24 protein-coding genes and 1 pseudogene are annotated in these 25,390 nt (G+C 57.9%); 11 read left to right on the forward strand and 14 right to left on the reverse strand.

Features of this window, described 5'->3' with window-relative positions; genetic code table 11:
• A pseudogene (locus QLG21_RS09055) lies at nt 1–529 on the reverse strand (hypothetical protein); the annotation flags it as partial.
• A 387-nt stretch (nt 530–916) separates the two neighbouring features.
• Here QLG21_RS09055 and fetA point away from each other — a divergent pair.
• Complete coding sequence (fetA, locus tag QLG21_RS09060; protein WP_137849267.1) at nt 917–1,594, forward strand: iron ABC transporter ATP-binding protein FetA; 678 nt, start codon at nt 917–919, stop codon at nt 1,592–1,594.
• Nucleotides 1,581–2,363, forward strand: a complete 783-nt coding sequence (gene fetB, locus QLG21_RS09065) for an iron export ABC transporter permease subunit FetB (RefSeq protein WP_058609956.1) — start codon at nt 1,581–1,583, stop codon at nt 2,361–2,363. The genes fetA and fetB overlap by 14 nt, the downstream gene beginning before the upstream one ends.
• A gap of 46 nt (nt 2,364–2,409) precedes the next feature.
• Here the strand turns inward: fetB and QLG21_RS09070 are convergent, their stop codons facing one another.
• The 3 genes from QLG21_RS09070 to tesA are packed head-to-tail and all read right to left on the reverse strand — an operon-like array spanning nt 2,410 to nt 4,745.
• Entirely contained in the window at nt 2,410–3,264 is an 855-nt protein-coding gene (locus tag QLG21_RS09070; RefSeq protein WP_137849175.1) for a co-chaperone YbbN, read from the reverse strand.
• 58 nt (nt 3,265–3,322) lie between these two features.
• Complete coding sequence (locus tag QLG21_RS09075) at nt 3,323–4,132, reverse strand: SDR family oxidoreductase (RefSeq protein WP_006176971.1); 810 nt, start codon at nt 4,130–4,132, stop codon at nt 3,323–3,325.
• Nucleotides 4,122–4,745 carry a multifunctional acyl-CoA thioesterase I/protease I/lysophospholipase L1 gene (gene tesA, locus QLG21_RS09080; RefSeq protein WP_042320869.1) on the reverse strand — a complete coding sequence of 208 codons (624 nt, stop codon included), beginning with the start codon at nt 4,743–4,745 and terminating at the stop codon, nt 4,122–4,124. The genes QLG21_RS09075 and tesA overlap by 11 nt, the downstream gene beginning before the upstream one ends.
• Here tesA and ybbA point away from each other — a divergent pair.
• The 3 genes from ybbA (at nt 4,716) to QLG21_RS09095 (ending at nt 9,141) form a co-directional block, all read left to right on the forward strand.
• Nucleotides 4,716–5,402 carry a putative ABC transporter ATP-binding protein YbbA gene (ybbA, locus tag QLG21_RS09085; protein ID WP_282484258.1) on the forward strand — a complete coding sequence of 229 codons (687 nt, stop codon included), beginning with the start codon at nt 4,716–4,718 and terminating at the stop codon, nt 5,400–5,402. The genes tesA and ybbA overlap by 30 nt on opposite strands.
• Entirely contained in the window at nt 5,399–7,813 is a 2,415-nt protein-coding gene (gene ybbP, locus QLG21_RS09090) for a putative ABC transporter permease subunit YbbP (RefSeq protein WP_282484259.1), read from the forward strand. Before ybbA ends, ybbP begins: the two co-directional genes overlap by 4 nt.
• 182 nt (nt 7,814–7,995) lie before the next feature.
• Nucleotides 7,996–9,141 (forward strand): porin, encoded by a 1,146-nt coding sequence (locus tag QLG21_RS09095; protein WP_282484260.1) that lies wholly within the window; start codon nt 7,996–7,998, stop codon nt 9,139–9,141.
• Between the two features lie 87 nt (nt 9,142–9,228).
• Here QLG21_RS09095 and mnmH read toward each other — a convergent pair whose 3' ends face one another.
• The 5 genes from mnmH to ppiB form a co-directional block, all read right to left on the reverse strand.
• Nucleotides 9,229–10,299 carry a tRNA 2-selenouridine(34) synthase MnmH gene (mnmH, locus tag QLG21_RS09100; protein WP_282484261.1) on the reverse strand — a complete coding sequence of 357 codons (1,071 nt, stop codon included), beginning with the start codon at nt 10,297–10,299 and terminating at the stop codon, nt 9,229–9,231.
• Between the two features lie 84 nt (nt 10,300–10,383).
• Nucleotides 10,384–11,451, reverse strand: coding sequence for a 5-(carboxyamino)imidazole ribonucleotide synthase (gene purK / locus QLG21_RS09105; RefSeq protein WP_282484262.1), 1,068 nt, complete (start codon nt 11,449–11,451; stop codon nt 10,384–10,386).
• On the reverse strand, nt 11,448–11,957 hold the full coding sequence (gene purE, locus QLG21_RS09110; protein WP_006176978.1) for a 5-(carboxyamino)imidazole ribonucleotide mutase: 510 nt from the start codon (nt 11,955–11,957) through the stop codon (nt 11,448–11,450). Before purE ends, purK begins: the two co-directional genes overlap by 4 nt.
• Nucleotides 11,958–12,076: 119 nt before the next feature.
• Entirely contained in the window at nt 12,077–12,799 is a 723-nt protein-coding gene (gene lpxH, locus QLG21_RS09115) for a UDP-2,3-diacylglucosamine diphosphatase (RefSeq protein ID WP_058609960.1), read from the reverse strand.
• Nucleotides 12,800–12,802: 3 nt separating this feature from the next.
• Nucleotides 12,803–13,297 (reverse strand): peptidylprolyl isomerase B, encoded by a 495-nt coding sequence (gene ppiB / locus QLG21_RS09120; RefSeq protein ID WP_006176980.1) that lies wholly within the window; start codon nt 13,295–13,297, stop codon nt 12,803–12,805.
• Between the two features lie 174 nt (nt 13,298–13,471).
• Here ppiB and cysS point away from each other — a divergent pair, with 174 nt between their 5' ends.
• Nucleotides 13,472–14,857: a cysteine--tRNA ligase gene (gene cysS, locus QLG21_RS09125; protein WP_137849167.1), complete on the forward strand. Its 1,386-nt coding sequence runs from the start codon at nt 13,472–13,474 to the stop codon at nt 14,855–14,857.
• Between the two features lie 90 nt (nt 14,858–14,947).
• Here cysS and QLG21_RS09130 read toward each other — a convergent pair whose 3' ends face one another.
• From QLG21_RS09130 to folD, 5 genes are all read right to left on the reverse strand, one after another.
• Complete coding sequence (locus QLG21_RS09130; protein ID WP_282484263.1) at nt 14,948–15,469, reverse strand: metal-dependent hydrolase; 522 nt, start codon at nt 15,467–15,469, stop codon at nt 14,948–14,950.
• 73 nt (nt 15,470–15,542) lie between these two features.
• Nucleotides 15,543–16,559 (reverse strand): Mal regulon transcriptional regulator MalI, encoded by a 1,017-nt coding sequence (malI, locus tag QLG21_RS09135; protein WP_088207805.1) that lies wholly within the window; start codon nt 16,557–16,559, stop codon nt 15,543–15,545.
• A gap of 83 nt (nt 16,560–16,642) precedes the next feature.
• Nucleotides 16,643–18,142 (reverse strand): PTS transporter subunit EIIC, encoded by a 1,500-nt coding sequence (locus QLG21_RS09140; protein ID WP_042320878.1) that lies wholly within the window; start codon nt 18,140–18,142, stop codon nt 16,643–16,645.
• Between the two features lie 356 nt (nt 18,143–18,498).
• Nucleotides 18,499–18,711 (reverse strand): ribosome-associated protein YbcJ, encoded by a 213-nt coding sequence (gene ybcJ / locus QLG21_RS09145; RefSeq protein WP_088207804.1) that lies wholly within the window; start codon nt 18,709–18,711, stop codon nt 18,499–18,501.
• A 1-nt stretch (nt 18,712) separates the two neighbouring features.
• The gene (gene folD / locus QLG21_RS09150; protein WP_058609965.1) at nt 18,713–19,579 is read right to left on the reverse strand and encodes a bifunctional methylenetetrahydrofolate dehydrogenase/methenyltetrahydrofolate cyclohydrolase FolD; all 867 of its coding nucleotides are present in this window, start codon (nt 19,577–19,579) and stop codon (nt 18,713–18,715) included.
• Nucleotides 19,580–19,887: 308 nt separating this feature from the next.
• Between folD and fimA the strand changes: the two genes are divergently transcribed.
• From fimA to fimH, 5 genes are all read left to right on the forward strand, one after another.
• Nucleotides 19,888–20,451 (forward strand): type 1 fimbrial major subunit FimA, encoded by a 564-nt coding sequence (gene fimA, locus QLG21_RS09155; RefSeq protein WP_006176987.1) that lies wholly within the window; start codon nt 19,888–19,890, stop codon nt 20,449–20,451.
• A 68-nt stretch (nt 20,452–20,519) separates the two neighbouring features.
• A complete protein-coding gene (gene fimI, locus QLG21_RS09160) occupies nt 20,520–21,062 on the forward strand; it encodes a type 1 fimbrial protein subunit FimI (protein ID WP_006176988.1) in 543 nt (180 codons plus the stop codon).
• Nucleotides 21,063–21,096: 34 nt separating this feature from the next.
• The gene (gene fimC, locus QLG21_RS09165; RefSeq protein ID WP_282484264.1) at nt 21,097–21,789 is read left to right on the forward strand and encodes a type 1 fimbria chaperone FimC; all 693 of its coding nucleotides are present in this window, start codon (nt 21,097–21,099) and stop codon (nt 21,787–21,789) included.
• A gap of 14 nt (nt 21,790–21,803) precedes the next feature.
• The gene (locus tag QLG21_RS09170) at nt 21,804–24,365 is read left to right on the forward strand and encodes a fimbrial biogenesis usher protein (RefSeq protein WP_282484265.1); all 2,562 of its coding nucleotides are present in this window, start codon (nt 21,804–21,806) and stop codon (nt 24,363–24,365) included.
• Entirely contained in the window at nt 24,355–25,383 is a 1,029-nt protein-coding gene (gene fimH / locus QLG21_RS09175; protein WP_282484266.1) for a type 1 fimbria D-mannose specific adhesin FimH, read from the forward strand. Before QLG21_RS09170 ends, fimH begins: the two co-directional genes overlap by 11 nt.
• The last annotated feature ends 7 nt before the right edge of the window (nt 25,384–25,390 follow it).

Below are 25,390 nucleotides of genomic sequence, written 5' to 3' on the forward strand. Positions count from 1 at the left end.
GCACGGCCTGAACTTTCAGCACAGGGGCTTTCATCGGCTGCGGGATCGCCTGCGGAATGGCCTGAGGAACAGCCTGCGGCACGGCCTGGACTTTCAGCAAAGGGGCTTTCATCGGCTTCGGGATCGCCTGTGGCGTTGCCTGAGGAATAGGCTGTGGCACGGCGTGGGATGTCGGAACGGCATCAGGGGTTGCCGTTTTTAATGCCAGACGCGCGGCGTCCAGCTGTGTTCTGCCGAATTTGTCCTCAAGGCGTGCAGCCTTGATCCGATCAATGGCATCGCTGTGTGCCTGAACGGCTGCTGTGGCCTCAGGGGAATAAACGCCGTATTGAGAAAATGCGGCATACATGGCCTGGCCGGTAACTCTCTCGGTCTGCAACGCCGTGCTATACGATTTTCTTGCGAGATGGGAGAATTGTGCAGCGCCCTGCAGATTGGTCGCGGCTTGCTCAGTACTGATGGCTAATGCCGCCGGCGCAACAAAGCACATCGCCATGCCAGAGGCCAGCATCTTAACGGTGGTTCTCATTTTTCACTTCCTGACTATCATCATTAGGCGTCATTTCACACGTAAAGTTATCGATGACTTCGTTGTGTGAGTAATAACAGTTTATTTAGGGCTTAATTAAGGTTTGCATAGTCTTTGATTTGACTTTTGTGTGGCTGATTCTAGATTGTGTCTATGTGTTATTTTTTGACTTAAATCATTAAAAAGTGTTTGTTAAGTGACCGTTTACACTGCTGGTTTTTGCGATGCAGCGCGCGCTTTCGAACGAAATTTGCCATTTTTGTGATCGGAAGTGGGCTGTCATAACTGCAGGTATGCGCAGATACAGGTGTATAAAAGTCTTAATTAAAGTGTGGTTTTTGGGTTCGAATTAGACTTTTTATAGTCTTTTAAATAAAAGGGAGAATGATGGGAAACCATAACGTTCTATTGCAGATCAATGAGGTAGGCTATCGCGTGGGGGATGCCGCTATCCTGCAGCAGGTTAATTTCACGCTTTCAGCCGGGGAGTTCAAGCTGATCACCGGGCCGTCCGGCTGCGGCAAAAGCACGCTGCTGAAAATTGTGGCGTCGTTGCTCAGCCCGACAGAGGGCACCGTGATGTTTGAGGGAAAGGATATTGCCACCCTTACGCCGGAAAGCTATCGGCAGCAGGTGTCTTACTGTGTGCAAACGCCGTCGCTGTTTGGCGAAACGGTTTACGACAACCTGATCTTCCCCTGGCTGCTGCGTAACAAAACGCCCGATCCGCAGCGCTTTACCGACGATCTGGCGCGGTTCGGCCTGTCACCGGAGACGCTGACCAAATCGATTAATGAACTGTCGGGCGGGGAGAAGCAGCGCGTGTCGCTGATCCGCAACCTGCAGTTCTTACCGAAGGTGCTGCTGCTGGATGAAATCACCAGCGCGCTTGACGAGGTCAACAAACGCAACGTCAATGAAATTGTGCACGGCTACGCGCGTGAGCAGAACATTGGCGTGCTGTGGGTGACGCACGACGCAAACGAAATTACCCATGCGGATGACGTCATCACCCTTAAACCGCAGAGCGGGAAAATGCAGGAGGCAAACCGTGGGCGAGCATAACATTACCAACGAATCGCTGGCGTTTTCGATGCTGCTGGTGCTGGTGGCGATCGTGGTCAGCTACCGGGAAAAGCTGGGGCTGGAGAAAGATATTCTGTGGAGTATTTGCCGCGCGATTATCCAGCTCATCATTGTCGGCTATGTGCTGAAGTACATTTTCAACGTTAATCACGCGGTACTCACGCTGCTGATGGTGCTGTTTATCTGCTTCAACGCGGCATGGAACGCGCAAAAGCGCAGCAAGTATATTGATAAGGCATTTCTCTCGTCGTTTATCGCGATCGCCACCGGCACCGCCCTGACGCTGGCGGTTCTGGTGCTGTCCGGCTCGATTGAGTTCACCCCGATGCAGGTCATACCCATTTCCGGGATGATCGCCGGCAACGCGATGGTGGCGGTAGGGCTGTGCTATAACAATCTGGGCCAGCGCTTTAGCAGCGAGCAGCAGCAGATTCAGGAGAAGCTAAGCCTCGGGGCAACGCCCAAAATGGCGTCGGCGCGTCTGATTCGGGATAGCATTCGATCATCGCTTATCCCGACGGTGGATTCGGCCAAAACGGTCGGGCTGGTCAGTTTGCCCGGCATGATGTCGGGGCTGATCTTCGCGGGGATCGACCCGGTCAAGGCGATCAAGTATCAGATTATGGTGACCTTCATGCTGCTCTCGACGGCGAGCCTGTCGACCATCATCGCTTGCTACTTAACCTATCGGAAGTTTTACAACGCGCGCCATCAGCTGGTGGTGACGCAGTTGAAAGAGACGCGCTGAGAGAAAAGGTAGGCCCGGTAAGCGCAGCGCCACCGGGCTTTTTTTATCAGTAGAGCAGGGCATACAGCTGGCGGCGATAGGTTGATGCCAGCGCGTCGCCGGTACCCAGCGCGGCGAGGATCTCCTGGAACATCTTACGCGCCTGGCCGTCTGCGGCACCCAGATCTTGTTTCAGATGGCCGAACAGCAGCGCCAGCGCCTCTTCGTTACGGCCCACCTGATGTAACTGCAGCGCAAGCTGGCTGGCAAGCGCAGCATCGTCCGGGTTGTCGGCAACCTGCTGTTGAAGCTGCTGGATCTCAGGGGTATCTGCCGCCTGTTTCAGCAGCTCGATCTGCGCCACCAGTCCCTGATAGCGGGTATCCTGGTCCTGCAGTGGAATGGTTTTCAGCACCGCTTCGGCGTCTTCTGAACGGTGAAGGGCAATCTGCGTTTCCGCCAGCAGCAGGCCAATCTGGCTCTCCTGGTTCGATAACTGCCATGCCTCTTTCAGCAGCGGCAGCGCCTCGTCGTATTTGCCGTCCTGCATCAGCGCCATGGCTTCCTGCGCTTTCAGTTCTTCTTCACGCGGCAGCACTTTATCCAGCAGGGCGCGGATCGCCTCTTCTGGCTGCGGGCCCTGGAACCCATCAACAGGCTGGCCGTTCTGGAACAGATACACCGTTGGGATCGCGCGCAGGCCAAACTGTGAGGCCACCATCTGCTCTGCGTCGCAATCCAGTTTTGCCAGAATGAACTGACCGTTGTACTGCGCGGCGAGACGCTCAAGGACAGGCGTCAGCTCAAGGCAGTGCTGGCTGCGTTCAGACCAGAAGTAGAACAGCACCGGTTTCGTCATCGACTGTTCGAGCGTCTGGTGCAGGTTTGCTTCAGTAATATTGACGATATTCTGTACGGACATGCGGCATTCTCTTTTATCGGTTTGTACTTTACATGGGGGTCAGCGGCGACGCTTCAACTCAGCCGTGTAAAATTTTGTCCATCATTCGGCCCGGCAGCAGGCGTTTTAACCAGCCAACGGCGTGTGTCACCAGCGTTACCGGATAGCGCATTTTCGGTCTGTCACTCTCAAAAGCATGGCGCACTTTCGCGACGACCGCTTCCGGCCCGAGCGTAAAACGTGCGGCGATCCCGGGGTTTTCGACCGGTTTATCCGACTGCGTCTGGTTAACGTTATCGGTAAACCGGGTGCGGATGGGGCCTGGCTCGATCAGGCTGACCTTGATCCCGCTGTGGCGCAATTCCATGCGCAGCGCATCGGACCAGGCTTCCAGCGCATATTTGCTGGCGGCGTAGGCGCCACGTCCGGGGGTAGATATCAGCCCCATCACCGAGGAGGTCATCACGATGCGACCCTCCCCGTGCGGCAGCATTGCCGGAAGCAGGCGCATTGTCAGCTGGTGGATGCCGAAGAAGTTGGCGGAAAATTGCTGCTCGAGCTGTTCGCGGGAAATGGTCTGCAGCGGGCCGTAAACGCCGTAACCGGCATTATTGAACAGACCGAACAGACGGTTGTCGGTCAGGGCGATCACGTCATCTGCGGCACGTTCAATGCTCTCGGGGGAGTCCAGGTCCAGCAGAATGCCGGTCAGTCCCATGCCTGTCATCCGTGCTACGTCCTCAGGTTTGCGGCAGGCGGCCAGCACCCAAAATCCCTGGCGCTTCAGTTCGAGCGCGCTTTCAAGGCCGATTCCGCTGGAACATCCTGTAATTAAGACCGATTTTTGCATAACTTTACCTGTCAGGATCTCCGCTGAATTAGGAGTCATGTTTAACTAAAGGAGCCAGTCGCGTTGCCATCCAGTCGGCAATAAACGGCTGAGCATCGCGATTGGGGTGAATACCGTCGTCCTGCATCCATTGGGGTTTGAGATAGACCTCTTCCATGAAAAATGGCAGCAGCGGAATATCAAACTCTTTGGCAAGCTTAGGGTAAATCGCGCTAAAGGCTTCATTATACCGACGACCGTAGTTTGCGGGCAGGCGAATTTGCATCAGCAGGGGTTGGGCGTTAGCCGCCTTGATCTCCTGCAGAATGGTGCGCAGGGTGTGTTCCGTCTGCTGAGGCTGGAAACCGCGCAGCCCATCGTTGCCACCCAGCTCCACCAGCACCCAGCGCGGCTGATGCTGTTTGAGCAGCGCGGGCAGGCGCGACAGCCCCTGCTGTGAGGTATCGCCACTGATGCTGCCGTTCACGACGGTGGTCTGACTCTGCCATTTGTCATTGAGCAGCGCAGGCCAGGCCGCACTGGCCGCCATACGATAGCCTGCGCTCAGGCTATCACCCAGAATAAGTAATGTGTCCGCTGCCGCCGCGCGGAAGGTCAACAGAATCAAAAACAGGAAGGGCAAATGCCAGCGGAAAACATTGTTGAAGTTCATCGTCTTGAGAAGTCCGTCGGTCAGGGGGAACACGAGCTTTCCATCCTTACCGGAGTTGAACTCGTTGTCAAACGCGCTGAAACCATCGCGCTGATTGGCGAATCCGGTTCCGGTAAGTCCACGCTGCTGGCGATTTTAGCCGGGCTGGACGACGGCAGTAGCGGCGAGGTCAATCTGGTCGGGCAGCCGTTGCACCAGCTTGATGAAGAGGCGCGCGCCGCGCTGCGTGCCCGGCATATCGGGTTTGTCTTTCAGTCCTTCATGCTTATCCCGACGCTGAACGCCCTGGAAAACGTCGAACTGCCGGGGCTGCTGCGCGGCGAAAACATCCGCGAGAGTCGCGATCACGCCAAAGCGCTGCTTGAGCAGTTGGGGCTGGGAAAACGTCTCGATCATCTTCCGGCCCAGCTTTCCGGCGGTGAACAGCAGCGTGTCGCCTTGGCGCGCGCCTTCAACGGTCGCCCGGAGGTGCTTTTCGCCGATGAACCGACCGGCAACCTGGACCGCAAAACCGGGGACAAAATTGCCGATCTGCTGTTTTCGCTCAACCGTGAACACGGCACGACCCTGATTCTGGTGACGCACGATCCGCAGCTGGCCGCGCGCTGCGACCGACGCCTGCGTCTGGTGAATGGTATTCTTCAGGAGGAAGCATGATTGCCCGCTGGTTCTGGCGCGAATGGCGCTCGCCGTCGCTGCTGATTGTCTGGCTGGCGTTAAGCCTGGCGGTGGCGTGCGTGCTGGCGCTCGGCAGCGTCAGCGACCGCATGGAAAAAGGGTTAAGCCAGCAAAGCCGCGAATTTATGGCGGGCGACAGGGCGCTGCAAAGCTCGCGCCCGGTCTCCTCCGCGTGGATTGACGAAGCGCGCAGGACAGGGCTGAAGGTTGGCGAGCAGCTCACTTTCCAGACCATGACCTTCGCGGGCGATACCCCGCAGCTCGCCAGCGTCAAAGCGGTGGATGATATCTATCCGATGTACGGCGAGTTGCAGACCAATCCGCCCGGACTCAAACCGACGCCCGGCACGGTGCTGCTCGCCCCGCGCCTGATGGCCTTACTGAATCTGAAAACCGGCGACAGCATTGACGTGGGCGATGCCACGCTGACCATTGCCGGGGAGGTGGTCCAGGAGCCTGACTCCGGCTTTAACCCGTTCCAGCTTGCGCCGCGCCTGCTGATGAGCACCGCGGATGTGGCGAAAACCCACGCCGTTCAGCCGGGGAGCCGCGTCACCTGGCGCTACAAGTTCGGCGGCACGCCTGCCCAGCTTGAGGCCTATGAAAAATGGCTGTTGCCGCAACTCAAGCCAGAACACCGCTGGTACGGGCTGGAACAGGACGACGGGGCGCTGGGTAAATCCCTCGAACGTTCCCAGCAGTTCCTGCTGCTTTCGGCGCTGTTAACTTTGCTGCTGGCCGTCGCGGCGGTTGCCGTGGCGATGGGGCACTACTGCCGCAGCCGTTACGATCTAGTGGCGATCCTCAAAACATTGGGAGCGGGCAGGGCGCAACTGCGCAGGCTGATCGTCGGCCAGTGGCTGATGGTGCTGGCGCTGTCTGCTGTTACCGGCGGGGCAATAGGCCTGCTGTTTGAAAAGCTGCTGATGGTGCTGCTCAAACCGGTGCTGCCAGCCGCGCTGCCCCCCGCCAGCCTCTGGCCGTGGCTGTGGGCCATTGGCGCGATGACCGTAATTTCCCTGCTGGTGGGGCTGCGCCCGTACCGGCTGCTGCTTGCCACCCAACCGCTGCGCGTGCTGCGCCGCGATGCGGTGGCGAACGTCTGGCCGCTGAGGTTTTACCTGCCGGTGATCATCGCCGTGGCGGTTGGCCTGCTGGCCTGGCTGATGGGCGGCAGCACGCTGCTGTGGGCCGTTCTGGCGGGCGCGGTGGTGCTGGCGCTGCTGTGCGGCGTGGTGGGCTGGCTGCTGCTGAAGGTAATGAAAAAACTCACGGTAAAATCCCTGCCGGTGCGGCTGGCGGTTAACCGTCTGCTGCATCAGCCGTGGTCCACTCTCAGCCAGCTTTCGGCATTTTCGCTGTCGTTTATGCTGCTGGCGCTGCTTTTGGTACTGCGTGGCGATCTGCTGGATCGCTGGCAGCAGCAGCTTCCGCCGGAAAGCCCGAACTATTTCCTGATCAACATTGCCCCCGAGCAGGTGACGCCGCTAAAAGGCTTCCTGTCTGAGCATCAGATCGTGCCGGAGGCGTTCTACCCGATTGTTCGCGCGCGTCTGACGCAAATTAATGGTCTGTCGACCGACGGCAATAAGGATGAATCGCTTAACCGCGAGCTGAACCTGACCTGGCAGGATAAACGCCCGGACCATAACCCGATTACCGCCGGCGCCTGGCCGCCGAAAGCGGGCGAGGTGTCGATGGAAGAGGGGCTGGCGAAGCGCCTGAACGTGAAGCTGGGGGATCGCGTGACCTTCACCGGCGACACGCAGGACTTCAGCGCCAGCGTGACCAGCCTGCGCAAGGTCGACTGGGAAAGCCTGCGGCCCAATTTCTTCTTTATCTTCCCGACGGGTGCCCTCGACGGTCAGCCGCAGAGCTGGCTGACCAGCTTCCGCTGGGAGAATGGCAATGGCATGCTGACCCAGCTTAACCGGGAGTTCCCGACGGTGAGCCTGCTGGATATCGGTGCGATCCTTAAGCAGGTGGGGCAGGTGCTGGAGCAGGTAAGCCGTGCGCTGGAAGTGATGGTGGTGCTGGTGACGATTTGCGGCGTGCTGTTGCTGCTGGCCCAGGTGCAGGTCGGCATGCGCCAGCGGCATCAGGAGCTGGTGGTCTACCGCACGCTGGGGACCGGTAAGCGGCTGCTGCGCGCCACGCTGTGGAGCGAGTTCGCCCTGCTTGGTCTGGTGGCCGGGCTGGTGGCGGCTATCGGCGCGGAGACGGCGCTGGCGGTGCTCCAGACCAGGGTCTTTGATTTCCCCTGGGAGCCGGACTGGCGTTTGTGGGTCATCCTGCCCCTGAGCGGTGCGATCCTGCTTTCACTGTGTGGCGGCTGGCTCGGGACGCGGCTGCTGAAAGGCAAGGCGCTGTTCCGCCAGTTTGTCAGTTAGTTTAGCGTTGTGATGATTGCGCACCGGTTTATATGCTGGTGCGTAATCATTTGGTAGCACGAAACGATAATACCCACGCATTTAGTAGCACAAATCATTAAAAACCTGCCCACACAGCTCGATTATTTCCGGTTAATATTCACCAGCTAAATATTTAGCAGCGTGTCTATCAAGGAAAAATAATGACTATAAAAAAATCAGCGCTGGCGGCAACGATCGGCGCGGCAGTGGCATTAACCACCTTCGCATCCCAGGCGGAAATCACCGTTCTTAAACAAGATCCTCAGGCGGGCGATCCGCTGAGCCGTCTGAACTTCACCGTGGGCGGCAGCATCCGTCCGCAGTTCAACATGATGACCGGCGACGGTGACAAAGGTTCCTACAAGCGTAACGGCTTCGACGGCGGCACCCGTTTCCGCTTCGCAGCAGATTACTACCTGTTTGATGACATCAGCTGGGTAAGCTATTACGAGCTGGGCGTGAACATTCCTGCGCTGTTCAACTGGGACAACCACTACGCGGAAGGCGCGAACGACACCTCCCGCCGCATGCTTTACACCGGCCTGAAGAGCGATACCTGGGGTACGCTGACCTTCGGCCAGCAGAACAGCGTTTACTACGACGTGGTTGGCGCGAAAACCGATATCTGGGACTACGACATGATCGGTCAGGCACCGGGTAACGGTATCAACGGCGATTACGACGGCTCTTATCGTTCACGCAAAATGCTGAAATATAAGAAAACCGTTGGCGATGCGGATATCTATGCATCCTACCTGTTTGAAGACAGCGAATACCTGCCAGGCAACGGCCTGCGTTACAAACGTAAAGGCGGCGGTTCACTGGGACTGGATTACCACCTGACCACCGACCTGACCTGGGGCGCGGCGTGGAACTATACCCGCGCAGATATGCGTAACCCGGACAACGGCGACAGCAAATCCTACGACCAGAACATCCTCGGCACCGCGCTGAGCTGGACGCCGGATAACTGGACCTTCTCCGCAGGCGGCGGCTGGTATCAGAACTTCCTGACCACCAAAAAAGTCTCTACCGATAACTATTTCGCGGGTGACGCGTGGGGTATTGAATACTTCGCAGGCTATAAATTCCCGGTCGGCCAGTATGCGGTGAAATCCATCCAGCCTTACTTCATGGGCGATCGCATCCAGTATGTGAATGGCCGCAACTACCAGCGCATCGACAACGGCGTGGGTATCAGCTTCCAGCTGGATTATGGTTTCCGCGTGGATTACGAACACGTGTTCACCTCCAGCACCGACAACCTGGGCGATATGAACCTGGTGCGTCTGCGTTACGATTTCTAAGCCGTCTGTTCCCCGGTGGCGCTGCGCTTACCGGGGCGACAAAAGCAATCGTAGGCCGGGTAAGGCGCAGCCGCCACCCGGCTTTTTTCAGCGGTTCAACCAGTCCGCAACCTCTGCGAACGTGCCGCGATAAACAATCTTGTCCGCTTTCTTCTCAAGCTGATAGCTGTACATCGGGTCGTAATAGTCGTTAAGCAGGGGCGCAAGCCAGCTAAAGTGAACCTCAGTGCAGCCCGTCCGTTGCTGTTCAAGCAACGCGGAATCGAGCAGGGCAGTCAATTCGGCATAGCGCTGCAGCCCCAGACGGCGGCGAATAGCGTAAAGCCCGTGATGCAGGTATTCGCTGTATTCTTTCCAGCCAGCTTCTTCGCCATAGGCGGCAGAGAAGTCCGCCCACATATGGTCGAAATACTCTTCGCGCAGCCGCTCAAGGCGAACATCAAACGAATCGTCCACGACGGCGATCGGGGCCTCAACCATGCGGTCGCGCAGGCACTCCGGCAGATGGTTGGAGCCAATCATCCGGCCTTCATCTTCCAGCACCCAGCGCGTGGCATCTTTTTTCAATAGCTCAACCGCAAGGTGATTTTCAAAGCTCGCCTGGGAAAGCTGCGGCGTAAGGGTGCGGCCAAATGACGAGCCGCGATGATGCGCCAGCCCTTCCAGATCGATGCCCTGCGCATGCTGTTTTACCAGCAGGGTTTTACCGTTTCCGGTACAGCCGCCGATAAGCACCATCGGTTTTTGTGACTGCTCGACCGTCGCCTGAATCGCGGCCTGACGCAGGGCCTTATAGCCGCCGCGGATCAGCGGGTAGTCGATACCCGCCTCTTTCAGCCAGGCCTGTGAAATATGCGAACGCTGGCCACCGCGCGCGCAGCAAAAATAGCCGTCAGGGTGGGCAAGGCTGGCCTCGCGCCAGGCGTTAATCCGCTCGTCGCGCGTTGCGCCCGCAACCAGACTGTGACCGAGCGCAAGCGCCGCTTCCGGCCCCTGACGTTTATAGCAGGTGCCGACGGCGGCACGCTCGTCGTCGTCCATCAAGGGCAGGTTGATGGCGGCGGGCATCGCGCCCTGGGCAAATTCGATCGGCGCGCGAACGTCGATTAAAGGGGTATCGGACGCGAGGATCGCGCGATAGTCCGTTCCATCGTTCATGGTTATTCCAGAAGAAAACTAAGCAGCAATGGGCGGGGATTGTACGCCGGGGAAGGGGAAGATCAACTCCCCGGCGCAGATGTCTTACTTAAGCTTTGATTGCGCCCAGACAATGCCGCTCGCATAGTCCGGCGGCAACAGCGGGGTAAGGGCTTCCAGCGTCGCGCGCAGGCGGTCTTTATCGCAATCATTAAGGTTCAGGTGGCCGACCTTACGGCCCGGTCGAACCTCTTTATCGTACCAGTGCAGATGCACCAGCGGCAGCTTCAGCCAGTCGTAGTTCAGATCGGTCCCGATCAGGTTGATCATCACCGATGGGCTGTTCACCACCGGCTGCGGCAGCGGCAGGTCGGTAATGGCGCGCAGGTGCAGTTCAAACTGGCTAATCGACGCGCCGTTTTGCGTCCAGTGGCCGCTGTTGTGCACGCGCGGTGCCAGCTCGTTGATCAGCAGACCGGACGGCGTGATAAAGCACTCCATCGCCATCACGCCCACGTAGCCCAGCTCGTGCATGATGGCAGAGAGCATCTCTTCCGCCTGCGCCTGCTGCGCGGCGTTAGCCAGCGGGAAGGCCACGCTGGTGCGCAGAATGCCGTCCTGATGCAGGTTATGCGTCAGCGGATAGAACACCGTGCTGCCGTCATGGGCGCGAGCCCCAACCAGCGATACTTCACCGCTAAAGTTGATGCCCTGCTCAACGATGCACTCGCCGTAGCACTCTTCCGGCAGTTCAGCGGTTTCATGGGCGCGCAGTCGCCACTGGCCGCGCCCGTCGTAACCGCCCACGCGGCGCTTAACGATAGCCAGCTCGCCCAGCATCGCGAAGATGTCATTCCACTCACGTTTGTCAGACAGCAGCTGCCACGGCGCGGTCGCCAGACCGAGCTTATCGAACAGCTGTTTTTGCGTCAGACGGTCGGCGATGATCGGAAACACATCGCGGTTAACGAAGGCATTATGGCGCGCCAGTTCGCGGGTCAGGGCGGTTTCCGGCCAGCGTTCAATCTCGGCGGTAATGACGCTCTGGTGGAACGGCACGGCTTCCGGTTCGGCGTCCAGCCCGACGGGCCAGACGGAAATACCCAGCGGCTCACCGGCCTGACGCAGCATACGGCCCAGCTGACCGTTGCCGAGAACGCAAACCTGCTTCATGCCGCACCTCGTGGGTCCGGGTTATCCAGCACCTCGTCGGTCTGGGCTTTACGCCACGCAACCAGACGCTGATGCAGCGCTTTATCCTGGGTCGCCAGGATCTGTGCAGCGAGCAGGGCGGCGTTGGCCGCACCCGCTTTGCCAATCGCCAGGGTACCCACAGGAATACCGCGCGGCATCTGGACGATGGAATAGAGGCTATCGACACCGCTCAACGCCGCGCTCTGGACCGGAACGCCCAGTACCGGCACCAGCGTTTTGGCGGCAATCATGCCCGGCAGGTGTGCTGCGCCGCCCGCACCGGCAATAATCACCGCGTAGCCGTTCTCTTCTGCGCCTTCGGCGAAGCTGAACAGCTTATCGGGAGTACGGTGTGCGGAGACCACTTCAACGTGGTGCGGAACGTCCAGGATTTCGAAGATTTCGGCGGCGAACTGCATGGTAGCCCAGTCGCTTTTGGACCCCATCACGATGGCGACACGCGCCGGATTATTGCGGGAAGACATGCGTCTTAAAACTCCTGTGGTGCGGAACACACTGCTTTCGAGGGCACAGAGAATAGCATGTAATATCGGCAAGGAAAACGGTTGCGCGGGTAAACTTGCCGCAAAATTACGCGGGAAAATCAGAACGGAAAGGCGATCAGCTCAACGCCGTCGGGGGTGACCTTGACCATCGAACCTTCGCTGTGCCATGCGCCTAATACCACACGATGCGCGGGTTCGCCGTTGGCGATAAGGTTGTGCACGTCAGGACGATGGGTATGACCGTGGATCAACCACTGGACGCGGTGTTTTTCCATTACGTTAACCACTGCCTGCGGGTTAACGTCCATGATGGTCATCGATTTGCTGCTGTTGGCGGCTTTACTGCTCGCGCGCATTTTGGCCGCGATACGGCTGCGGATAAACAGCGGCAGGGCGAGGAACAGCGTCTGGATCCAGGGCGTATGCACTTTGGCGCGAAACGCCAGGTAGCCGGTATCGTCGGTGCAGAGCGTATCGCCGTGCATGATCAGCACCTTGCGGCCATAGAGATCGAGCACCTGCTCTTCCGGCAGCAGCGTCATGCCGGATTCACGCGCGTAGCGTTTGCCCAGCAGGAAATCGCGGTTGCCGTGGATAAAGGCGCAGGGAACACCGGAATCCACCAGCGTCTTAATGGCCTCAGCCACTTCACGGTGCAGCGGGGTGGGGTCGTCGTCGCCAATCCAGGCTTCAAACAGATCGCCCAGAATATACAGCGCATCGGCGCTTTTCGCTTCACCGCGTAAAAAACGCAGAAAACCGGCGGTGATCGCCGGTTCTTCTGTTTGCAGATGCAGATCTGCAATAAAGAGTGTCGCCACGAATTACTCGCTGACGGTCACGCTTGTGATGATAACGTCTTCTTTAGGAACGTCCTGGTGCATACCGCTGCGGCCAGTGGCAACGCCTTTGATCTTATCAACCACGTCCATTCCTTCAACCACTTCTGCGAATACGCAGTAGCCCCAACCCTGCAGGCTTTCGCCAGAGAAGTTCAGGAAGTCGTTGTCAGCCACGTTGATGAAGAACTGCGCGGTTGCAGAGTGAGGAGCCTGAGTACGCGCCATCGCCAGCGTACCACGGGTGTTTTTCAGCCCGTTGTTCGCTTCGTTTTTGATCGCTTCTTTCGTCTCTTTCTGGTTCATGCCAGGTTCGAAACCGCCGCCCTGGATCATAAAGCCGTTGATCACACGGTGGAAAATAGTGTTGTTGTAGAAACCTTCGCGGCAGTAGTCCAGGAAGTTTTTAACTGTTTCAGGCGCTTTGTCATCAAAGGTCTTGATTACGATATCGCCATGATTAGTGTGGAAAGTAACCATTTTTGCATCCTGTTCCGTTATTGTGGTACGTCGACCCGTGCTCGGGCCACATATAGGGGCTTGTTATAGCATAACCACAAGGCGCGATCACCTTGCATTGTGTGCTGCTTCGGGTTTGAATTACGGGTAGAATAGTCGGTTTTCGTCCACACACGTGTTTACATGGAATCTTCGATGTTAAAAATCTTTAATACAATGACGCGCCAAAAAGAGGAATTTAAACCTATCCATGCCGGGGAAGTCGGCATGTACGTGTGTGGTATTACGGTTTACGACCTCTGTCATATCGGCCATGGCCGTACCTTTGTTGCTTTCGACGTGGTTTCGCGTTACCTGCGTTTTTTGGGCTACAACCTGAAGTACGTGCGCAACATCACCGATATCGACGACAAAATCATTAAGCGCGCTAATGAAAATGGCGAAAGCTTTGTGGCGCTGGTCGATCGCATGATCGCCGAAATGCACAACGATTTTGATGCGCTGAACATCCAGCGCCCGGACAGCGAGCCGCGCGCAACGCACCATATTCATGAAATTATCGATCTCACCGAAAAGCTGATCGAACGTGGCCACGCCTATGTTGCCGACAACGGCGACGTGATGTTCTCCGTGCCGACCGACCCCACATACGGCCAGCTCTCCCGTCAGGATCTGGAGCAGCTTCAGGCCGGTGCGCGCGTTGACGTGGTTGACGTGAAGCGCAACCCAATGGACTTCGTACTGTGGAAGATGTCCAAAGCGGGCGAGCCAAGCTGGCCGTCTCCGTGGGGCGAAGGCCGTCCGGGCTGGCACATTGAATGTTCCGCGATGAACTGCAAACAGCTGGGCAAACACTTCGATATTCACGGCGGCGGATCGGACCTGATGTTCCCGCACCATGAGAACGAAATTGCACAGTCTACCTGCGCCCACGGCGGCGAATACGTCAACTACTGGATGCACTCCGGCATGGTGATGGTTGACCGCGAGAAGATGTCGAAATCGCTGGGCAACTTCTTTACCGTGCGCGACGTGCTGAAGTATTACGACGCGGAAACCGTGCGCTACTTCCTGATGTCCGGTCACTACCGCAGCCAGCTGAACTACAGCGAAGAGAACCTGAAGCAGGCGCGCTCGGCGCTGGAGCGTCTGTACACCGCGCTGCGCGGCACCGATAAGTCAGTACCGGCTGCGGGCGGCGAGGCGTTTGAAGCCCGCTTTGTTGAGGTGATGAACGATGACTTCAACACGCCGGAAGCCTACTCCGTGCTGTTCGACATGGCGCGCGAAGTGAACCGCCTGAAGTCTGAGGACATGGCCGCGGCGAACGCGCTGGCATCGCACCTGCGTAAGCTCTCCTCCGTGCTCGGCCTGCTGGAGCAGGAGCCAGACGCGTTCCTGCAGAGCGGTGCCCAGGCAGACGAGGGTGAAGTGGCTGAGATTGAGCGGCTTATCAAGGCGCGTCTGGAAGCACGTCAGGCGAAAGACTGGGCGGCCGCAGATGCAGCGCGTAACCGTCTGACCGAGATGGGCATAATTCTGGAAGATGGCCCGCAGGGCACGACCTGGCGCCGTAAGTAAGTTCGTCACGCCCGGTGGCGCTTACGCTTACCGGGCCTACAAATCCAGACCGTAGGCCGGGTAAGGCGTAGCCGCCACCCGGCTTTTCTTTTACCTCCGCTTCCACCACAGCACCCCCAGCACCACCGCCCCCGGCAGCCATACCCACAGCAGTTCTGAAAGTATCACCTGATGCCCGTACGGCGTGGCATAGCGCGATAGCGCAAACGGCGCGACCTTAATCACCTGCCACGGTGCGAAGAACCGTTCATCCGACCACGGCCACAGCCAGCCGACGCCTTTTCCGCCTGTGGTTATTGAATCCAGCAGGCTGTGCGACAGCAACGATACGGTGAGAAACAGCCAGCAGCGGGTCAGGCTTGCCCTGAACCAGCGTCGGCCAATGAACACGCAGAGAAGGGGCACCACAAAGGCAAACAGCAGTGAATGGGTAAAGCCGCGGTGGCCGAAGACGTTGCCATAGGCCACGCCGAACTTAAACGCCAGCACGTCGGCGTCCGGCAGCATGGCGAGGACAACACCCGCAAACAGCAGGCGCGGAGGGATTACCTTTGTTCCCAGCCCTAAACCCAGGCACAGCGGAACGGCAGCGTGAGTGATAACGGTCGGCATCGGTATATTCCAGGCTAAAGCAGGGAAATATAGCAGCGAATGCCGACAAAAAGAGCGGGGTTAAATTCTGATTTTATGCCGATTCGCGGGCGATAAGCTGGCCGGAAAGGGTGATACGCTGGGTTTGCAGCTCCGGCTCTTTGAGCTTGCGGATCATCAGCCCGGCGGCCTGCCGTCCGGTCTCTTCGCTGGCCGAGGAAACATAGGTGAAAGACGGCGAGGTAAGGTTCACGTGTAGCATATCTTCAAAACCCACCAGCGCGACCTGCTGCGTCAGAAACACGTCTTTACCGACGGTACGCCCCACCTGGTGGATGCCGGAAACAGATCCGATCATCGCATCCGGCGAGTGGCAGAGCAGGGCGGTGATGCTGTTGTTTTTTTCCAGCAGATGACGGGTGGCGTAACCGGCCGCCAGCGTATCATCGCTGCAGGCCGGGGAGAACTCCTCCCGCCAGACCAGCCCGTTCTGCGTCAGCGCGCTGCGAAACCCGAGCAGACGCTGTTCGCGGATATGACAGCCTTCACGCCCGCCAATATAGGCAATAGCGCGATGACCACGCTCGATAAGATAGCGCGCGGCAAGGTTCGCCGCCTGGCGGTTGTCGCGCATCACCAGGTTGCATTTTTCATCCAGCAGAGACTGAGACACCACCACCAGCGGCAGCGGACACTGACGAATATGCTCCGGCAGAGCGGCGGTACGGGTATCGGAGGCAAGATAGATCACCCCCGCCACGCCCTGCTGCTTAAACGACAGCAGGCAGCGCGCCAGCCGATCGCCATCGTTCAGTGGCTGGCCGAGAAAAACCATGTAGCCCTGTTTCTCCAGCTCCTGAACAATGCTTGCCATCACCTTGATGGAAAAGCTGTCACTGAAGTCCCGCAGGATCAGGCCGATAAGATTGGAGGTGTTGGCGCGAAGATTGGCGGCAGCGACGTTATGAACATAGCCGAGCGCAGTGATGGCAGCATTGACCTTCCCGATCGTGGCCTCTGAGATTTTCCCTTTCTGGCGTAGCACCAGCGACACGGTAGAAACCGAGACCCCCGCATGCTTTGCGACATCAATAATGCTGACTTTCTTCAAAACCGCTCCCTGAAATTTACCGATTATCAGCCAGATATGACACGTCTCCCAGCGTACAGGAGACGTATCGTTCAGGCATCTTATTATTTGCCGATCATCGTGGACATGGTCTGGGCGATAAACTGTGCTCTGGCACCGAAAATCACCTGAATCCCGTTGTCGCCCACGAAGACAACACCGCGTGCGCCGAGTCCGTTCAGGCCGTCTTTATCCACCGCCTCGCTTTTCGCCACTTCCAGACGCAGGCGGGTGATACAGGATCCCACGGAGTTGATATTCTGCGCGCCGCCCAGCAGGCCGATGATATCGGTTGCCAGTTCGGAATCGGATTTGTCATCCGCATTGGCGGTCACTTCGGTACGGCCCGGCGTTTTCACGTCGAAGCGACGGATCACGAAGCGGAACGTGAAGTAGTAAATCAGGCCCATCGGGATGCCGATGATAATGGCGCTCAGGAAGTTGGTCTGGTAGCCGTTAAACGACGGCAAGATCCCGAACGACAGATAGTCGATAAAGCCCGCAGAGAACGACTTGGCAATATGGGCATGCATCAGGTACATGGTCATGTAGGCCAGGCCCGCCATGATGGCGTTAAAGACGTACAGAATCGGTGCCACGAAGATAAAGGTGAACTCGACCGGCTCGGTGATCCCCGTCAGGAAGCAGGTGAGTGCGGCGGAGAAGAGAATACCGGCCGCGATTTTCTTATTTTTGGTGTGCGCTTCGTGGTACATCGCCAGACACGCCGCAGGCAGCGCGAACAGCATCAGCGGGAATTCCCCCTGCATGAACTTACCGGCGTTCTGGTAGGTGTCGCTGCTAAAGGATTTCACCCCTTCTTCCAGCATCTTGAACCAGATGGTCTGGTCGCCGTGGATCACCTGGCCCGCCTGGGTGGTGTAATCCCCGAACGAGTACCAGAACGACGGGTACCAGATGTGGTGCAGGCCTAGCGGGATCAGCGCACGCTCCACCAGACCGAAGATAAAGGTCGAGGCCGCCTGATTATCGCCGTTTACCACCACCGAAAGCGCGTCGATGCCGGACTGGATATGCTGCCAGACGTACGGCAGCAGCAGGCCGAGCAGGAACGACAGGAACGCCGTCGCGATCGCCACAAAACGCTTACCCGAGAAGAAGCCGAGGAACTCCGGCAGTTGCATGGTGTGGAAACGGTTGTAACACCAGGCCGCGAGAATACCGCAGATAAGCCCGCCGAAGACGCCCATTTGCAGCGTCGGAATGCCGACCACCATGGCGTATTTCCCGCCCTGAGAGGCCATTTCCGGCGTGATGCTCAGCACGGTGCTGATGGTAATGTTGGTGACAAACACCGAGACCGCCGCAGATAGCGCGGCGATACCGGATTCGGACGCCAGACCCACGGCAGAGCCGATGGCAAACAGCATCGGCAGGTTATCAAAGATAACCCCGCCCGCGTTCATCATCAGCGGCAGATGAAACTTATCGCCGAAAGCCAGCAGCAGGCCCGCAGCGGGAAGCAGTGAAATTGGCAGCATTAAGGCGCGGCCAATCATCGATAACTTAGACAACGATTTAACAAACCCTGATATCAGACTCATGCTGACTTCCCCCGAGTAGCGCTTTTTTTAGCGCTGTTATTGTTAGTAGAACGTTTTAGTAGAACGTTCTACTTATCGTGAGGAAAGCCCGAAAAGCGCGCAACTTAAATTTCACAATTCGGTAAACGAAATAGTGATTCTTTGAAGTTGATCGATAATTAACCGTGATGGATGTGGGGGATAAAGTGAGAGAAGAGCGGTTTGTTCCCCTCACCCTAACCCTCTCCCCACAGGGGAGAGGGGACTGCCCGGTGCGGTCTTCTCCCTCGCCCCTGTGGGGAGAGGGCCGAGGTGAGGGGCAATATAAACTCAGTATGTAGGCCCGGTAAGCGTCGCGCCACCGGGCACCACACGGCTCAGGCGGTAACAGTCACGCTCTGGCCTTCAAAGCTCACGGTCTGGCCCGCAACGATTTTGCAGCGCTTGCGGGTTTCCACCACGCCATCGACCGTTACAAGTCCGTCGGCGATCACAATTTTGGCCTGTGCGCCGCTTTCGCTCCAGCCTTCCAGCTTCAGCAGATCGCACAGCTCAACGTGCGGGTGTTTACCTAATGAAAATGTCGCCATCTTACGCGTCCTCTACGTCGTGATACTCCTCGCAGGCCTGCAAGGTATTCTGAATTAATGTTGCTACGGTCATCGGGCCTACGCCGCCCGGAACCGGGGTAATGTATGACGCACGGGCTGCGGCATCTTCAAACACCACGTCGCCCACCACTTTGCCGCTTTCCAGTCGGTTAATCCCGACATCCACGACAATGGCGCCCTCTTTGATCCACTCACCCGGAATAAAGCCCGGCTTCCCGACGGCCACGATCAGCAGGTCGGCATTTTCGACGTGATGGCGCAGATTTTTGGTGAAGCGGTGGGTCACGGTGGTGGTGCAGCCTGCCAGCAGCAGCTCCATGCTCATCGGACGGCCCACGATATTCGACGCGCCAATCACCACGGCGTTCAGGCCGTAGGTATCGATGTTATAACGCTCGAGAAGCGTCACGATACCGCGCGGGGTGCACGGGCGCAGGCGCGGGGCGCGCTGGCACAGGCGACCCACGTTGTACGGGTGGAAGCCGTCAACGTCTTTGTCCGGCGCGATACGCTCAAGCACTTTCACGTTGTCGATGCCCGCAGGCAGCGGCAGCTGCACCAGGATGCCGTCGATCGCTTTGTCGGCATTCAGGGTGTCGATAAGTTCCAGCAGTTCCGCTTCGCTGGTGGTCTCCGGCAGATCGTAAGAGCGCGAGACGAAGCCAACTTCTTCACACGCTTTGCGTTTGCTGCCGACATAAATCTGCGAGGCCGGGTTGCTACCAACCAGCACAACGGCCAGCCCTGGCGCGCGAAGACCTGCCGCTTTACGCGCCATCACTTTTTCCGCGACCTCAGAGCGCACCTGCTGCGCAATCGTTTTACCGTCAATAATTTTTGCTGCCATCAGAGAGAGGATTCCGTCTGTAACGTTCAAAAGGGGGGATTGCCTGTATTTTGTCAGAAGCGAGCGCCGCTGTCAGTCACCCTTTGCGAGAATTCCCGATCCGCGAACAAAAGCCCTGACGACGACAGGGTCAATTTCTTAGGCGCGATTAGGATGTGACCTGGCGAAATGGCAGTGTTTTGACATGTTTTAATATTCGTTCCTCGGCTACTTTGTTTCCTCCGAAATAATCTTTCATTTGATTGATTGAGCATATTTCTTATTCCCGTTTTTGCGGGAAGGGTTATTTACATTTTAAAGGAATAGACATGAAACTTAGCAACATTGCTACGACCGTTATTGCTGCACTGGCCCTGGTCGCGGGTGCCGCGCATGCAGAAGATACCACCACGCCGGTTTCCGTTAATGGCGGTACCGTGCATTTTAAAGGTGAATTAGTGAATGCGGCGTGTTCCGTAAATACCGATTCTTCCGAGCAGACGGTTAAACTCGGCCAGTACCGTACCGCGAAATTCACCAAAGTGGGTGACACCACCTCTAATATTCCTTTCACCATTGAGCTGAACGATTGCGATCCGCAGGTAGCGAAAACCGCTGCTGTTGCGTTCACCGGCCAGATCGATGCTACCGACAAAACCCTGCTGGCGGTGACATCCGGTAACAACGACAACTCCGCGAAAGGGGTAGGTATCGAAATCCTCGACAGCAAATCCACCACGCTGACCCCGGACGGTGCCACCTTCTCTGCGGCGCAGAACCTGATTGAAGGAACCAACATCCTGAACTTCACCGCGCGCTATAAAGCGACCGCCGCGGCGACCACGCCAGGCCAGGCGAACGCTGACGCCACCTTCGTGATGAAATACGAATAAGTCTTCTGCACAGGGATGTTACTGGCCTCAGGGAGGAGGCCCTCTAACGCTAACGGCGGGAATGAAGGATGAGAAGGACAGGGACACTGCTGTTAACCCTTGCGATGGCGCTGCCGGCATTCGCCCATACCGTCATCATCGACGGCGGCAAAGTGCACCTCAGAGGGGAGTTGGTCAACGGCGGTTGTGCCGTGGCACCCGACAGCCAGAATATGCGCGTAGACATGGGGCAGTACCGCACCAACGCCTTTTCCGGTGTCGGCAGTTACTCAACGGTGAATGTGCCTTTCACCGTGCGGCTGCTGGACTGCAGCGTGGATGTCTCCCGCATCGTGGGGATCCAGTTTCAGGGCGCTACCCCTGCTGAAGATCCGCAGGTTTTCCTGGCGACATCGCGGCCAGGCGAAGCCCCGATCAGCAGCGGTTTAGGGCTGGCCCTTTTCGACGAGCAGCAGCGTCAGATTATCCCCAATGCAGCGGCGGTAAGCTGGCTGCCCATTAACACCAGTGAGCTGGCGTTTCATTTCAGCGCCCGCTACCGGGCTATTTCCGAACACCTCGTGCCAGGCAATATTCAGTCGGATGTCTGGTTTACGTTGATTTATCCCTAACGCCTGCGAACGCATAATTAAAGGTACGGTTGTGATGAACATCCTAATTAAACCAGGACTGATTTTATCTTTTATTTTAATGATGGTTTCCCCCTTCGCTCAGGCCTCCGGCGGTATTGCGCTCGGGGCTACGCGCGTTATTTATCCGGCGGATGCTAAACAGACGTCGCTGGCTATCACCAACAGTAATAAACAAGAGCGTTATTTAATTAACGCATGGGTTGAAAACGCCAGCGGGCAGAAAGAGAAGACCTTTGCCGTCACCCCGCCGCTGTTTGTCAGCGAGCCGAACAGTGAGAACACGCTGCGTATTATTTATGCCGGCCCGGCGCTGCCCGCAGACCGCGAGTCGCTCTTTTACATGAACGTCAAAGCCATTCCCTCGGTCAGTAAATCTCATCAGGATGGCAGCAACGTGCTGCAGCTGGCTATTTTGTCGCGCATCAAACTCTTCGTTCGCCCGGCTAACCTGGCGATGCCGCCGGAAGAGGCGCTCTCCCAGCTGCGTTTTGAACGCGTCGGAAACCACCTGAAGGTCAGCAACGCCTCGCCGTACTACGTCACGCTGGTTAACCTCAAGCTGGGGGGAAAGACGCTGGATAACCTGATGATTGCCCCTAAAAATTCCGCGCAGCAGGTGTTGCCCGCATCCGCAGGCGGGACGCTCTCCTGGCAGAGCGTGAATGATTACGGTGCGATTACCCCCGCGCGTAGCGTCAGTCTGTGAGCAGAGTCAGGGCGATGAACACTCAATGGCGTTACTGCCCGGTTGCACTGGCACTGATGACAACGCTCTGGCCGCACACCGGCTGGAGCGAAAGTTATTTCAACCCGGCATTTTTGTCCGACGACACCGCTAACGTGGCGGATTTGTCGCGCTTTGAGCAGGGTCACCAGCAGGCACCGGGTGTCTACCGCGTGGATATCTGGCGTAACGATGAGTTCATCGGCACGCAGGATGTTCGTTTTGAGCAGGCCGAGAACACGCCGCCCGTGGCGGGCGGACTGTCGGCGTGCATTACCCGCGCAATGCTCGATCGCTTTGGGGTTAACATTGCCGCTTTCCCTGAGCTGGCTAACGTGCAGGGAGACACCTGTGTCCCGCTAACGACGGCGATTCCGGGCAGCGAAGCGGCGTTCAACTTTGCCTCACAGCGTCTCGACGTCAGCCTGCCCCAGGTGGCGATGCAGAACAGCGCGCGCGGGTACATTCCGCCAGATCAGTGGGACGAGGGGATCCCCGCCGCGCTGGTGAACTACAGCTTTACTGGCAACCGGGGAAGCGACGATGACAGCTACTACCTGAACCTGCAAAGCGGGCTGAATTACGGTGCCTGGCGCTTGCGTAACAACGGCGCGTGGCGCTACACCCAAAGCAACGGCCAGCGCCACAGTGACTGGCAAAATATCGGCACCTGGGCGCAGCGCACGGTCATTCCTCTCAAAAGCGAGCTGGTGCTGGGCGACAGCAATACCGGCAACGATGTGTTCGACAGCCTCGGTTTTCGCGGCGGGCGGCTGTATTCCTCCGACAGCATGTATCCGGACAGCCTTCAGGGCTACGCGCCTACCGTGCGCGGTATCGCCCGTACTCCTGCCAAAGTGGTGATCCGCCAGAACGGCTACGTCATCTACCAAAGCTACGTGCAGCCGGGCGCGTTTGCCATTACCGACCTGAACCCGACGTCATCCAGCGGTGACCTTGAGGTCACGGTTGAGGAGAAAGACGGCAGCAACCAGCGCTATACCGTGCCGTACTCCACCGTACCGCTGCTGCAGCGCGAAGGACGCTGGAAATACGATCTGGTGGCGGGGGATTACCGCAGCGGCAACAGCCAGCAGGATACGCCGTTCTTCACCCAGGGTACGCTGATTGCGGGGCTGAATGAGGGCTATACGCTGTACGGCGGCACGCAGCTGGCATCGCGTTACACCGCGCTGGCTATCGGCGCGGGGAAAAACCTGGGCGACTGGGGGGCGGTCTCGCTCGATCTCACCCACGCCCGTAGCCAGCTGGCGGACGACAGTCGCCACGAAGGGCAGTCCCTGCGTTTCCTGTATGCGAAATCCTTAAACGGCTTCGGCACCAACTTCCAGCTGCTGGGCTATCGCTACTCCACCAAAGGCTTCTACACCCTGGACGACGTAGCCTGGCGCTCCATGGAGGGCTATCAGTACGGCGACAGCAAAGACAATGACGGCGTGCCGGACGTGCAGAGCTATCACAACCTGACGTGGAATAAAAAAGGGCGCTTCCAGCTCAATATCTCTCAGTCGCTGGGGGACTATGGCTCGCTTTATGTCTCTGGCAGCGAGCAAACCTACTGGGGCACCGATCAGTCGAACCTCTGGTATCAGCTCGGCTACTCGGGCGGGATGAAGGGCGTGAGCTACTCTGTCTCCTGGTCGTGGAATAAGGCCGTCGGTATCGACGGGACGGACCGCATCGCCTCGTTTAACGTTTCTGTGCCGTTCAGCCTCTTTACCCGCCACGGCTATCGCCGCGATAGCGCACTAGACCGCGCTTACGCCACGGCGTCTGCCAGCCGCAATAGCGACGGCGATACCAGCTGGCAAACCGGGATCAGCGGAACCTTACTCAAGGATCGCAACCTCAACTACAGCGTGAGCCAGGGCCACACCAGCCATAACGGCTCAAGCGGCAGCGCCAGCGCGAACTGGCAGGCGACCTACGGCACGCTGGGCGTTGGCTACAACTACGCCCGCGATCAGCACGATCTCAACTGGCAGCTGTCGGGTGGCGTGGTTGGTCATGCCGATGGGGTGACCTTCAGCCAGCCGCTGGGCGACACCAACGTGCTGATCAAAGCGCCGGGTGCGACGGGCGTCAGCGTGGAGAACCAGACCGGGGTCAAAACCGACTGGCGCGGCTACGCGGTCATGCCGTACGCCACCGTCTACCGCTATAACCGCGTGGCGCTGGACGTGAACTCCATGAGCAACAACACCGACATCGAAAACAACGTGTCGAGCGTGGTGCCGACCAAAGGCGCGCTGGTCCGCGCCAGCTTCGATACCCGCATCGGCGTGCGCGCCTTGCTGACCGTGAAGCGCAACGGCCAGCCGGTACCGTTTGGTGCCGTGGTGCGCGAAACGCAAAGCGGCGTGACCAGCATGGTCGGCGATGACGGGCAAATTTACTTAAGCGGCCTGCCGCTCCAGGGACAACTGCTGATTCAGTGGGGCAACGGCGCAAGCATGCAGTGCCGGGCGTCTTACAGCCTGCCGGAAGAGAGCCTGCAACAGGCGATTGCACAACAGGAGATCTCTTGTGATCGATAAACGAACTATTCGCCGCGGCCTGCTGGCGCTCGTGCTGGTAAGCCTTCCGGCTACACACGCGCTGGCGACGGTGTGTGTAAATGAAAACGGCGTGCCGACGGATATTTTTTACGACCTGACCGATACCTTTAACAGCTCAAATAACCAGGTGGGTCAGATCGTCACACTGGGTCAAAAATCGCAGTGGGTAGGGGTAAACGCGGTGTGTCCTAAAGGCACAACGGGCAACACGACCAAGCGCAGCTATGTGACCCGATTTACCCCGACCGCCACCATCGATGGCTACAAGTATCTTAAGCTGAATGACTACCTCGACGGCGCGATGAAGATAACCGACAGCTATGCCGGGGTCTTTTATCCTCCGCAAAACTATATTCAGATGGGCAGCCACCCTAACGTTTCTAAAAATAAGCCCTTCGCGGTAAAGGACTCCAACCTGGTGTTCCGGCTCAAGGTGACGCGCCGCTTCATCAATATGGTGGAGATCCCGCGTGAGACGATGTTCAGCGTTTACGTCACGACATCGTCGTCGGACCCCATCAACGGTACGCCGGTCTACACCATCAGCTACAGCGGTACCATTCAGGTGCCGCAGAGCTGCGCCATTAACGCAGGGCAAATCGTGGAATTCGACTTCGGCGATATTGGCGCGTCGCTGTTCAGCCAGGCGGGGGCAGGCAACCGGCCGCAAAAGGTTTCGCCCCAGAGCAAAACCGTTGCCATTAAATGCACCAACGTTGAGGCGAACGCCTACCTGACGATGCGTATCGAAGCGGATAGCGGCAGCGTGAACGGTAATATGCTGGTGTCCGACAACAAGGACGTGGGGTTTATCATTGCCAACGACAGCGGTACGCCATTAACGCCTAACAGCCTGAGCAGCAAAATTCCGTTCCGTCTGGACGACAACGCGCAGGCGCAGGTAGGGATCCGGGCCTGGCCGGTAAGCGTGACGGGCAATAAACCGGCGGAAGGCCGCTTCACCTCGCGCGGTTATCTGCGCGTGGATTACGATTAAGGAGGCG

The sequence above is a fragment of the Enterobacter sp. V87_3 genome (genome assembly GCF_029967835.1).
Classification (GTDB): domain Bacteria; phylum Pseudomonadota; class Gammaproteobacteria; order Enterobacterales; family Enterobacteriaceae; genus Enterobacter; species Enterobacter cancerogenus.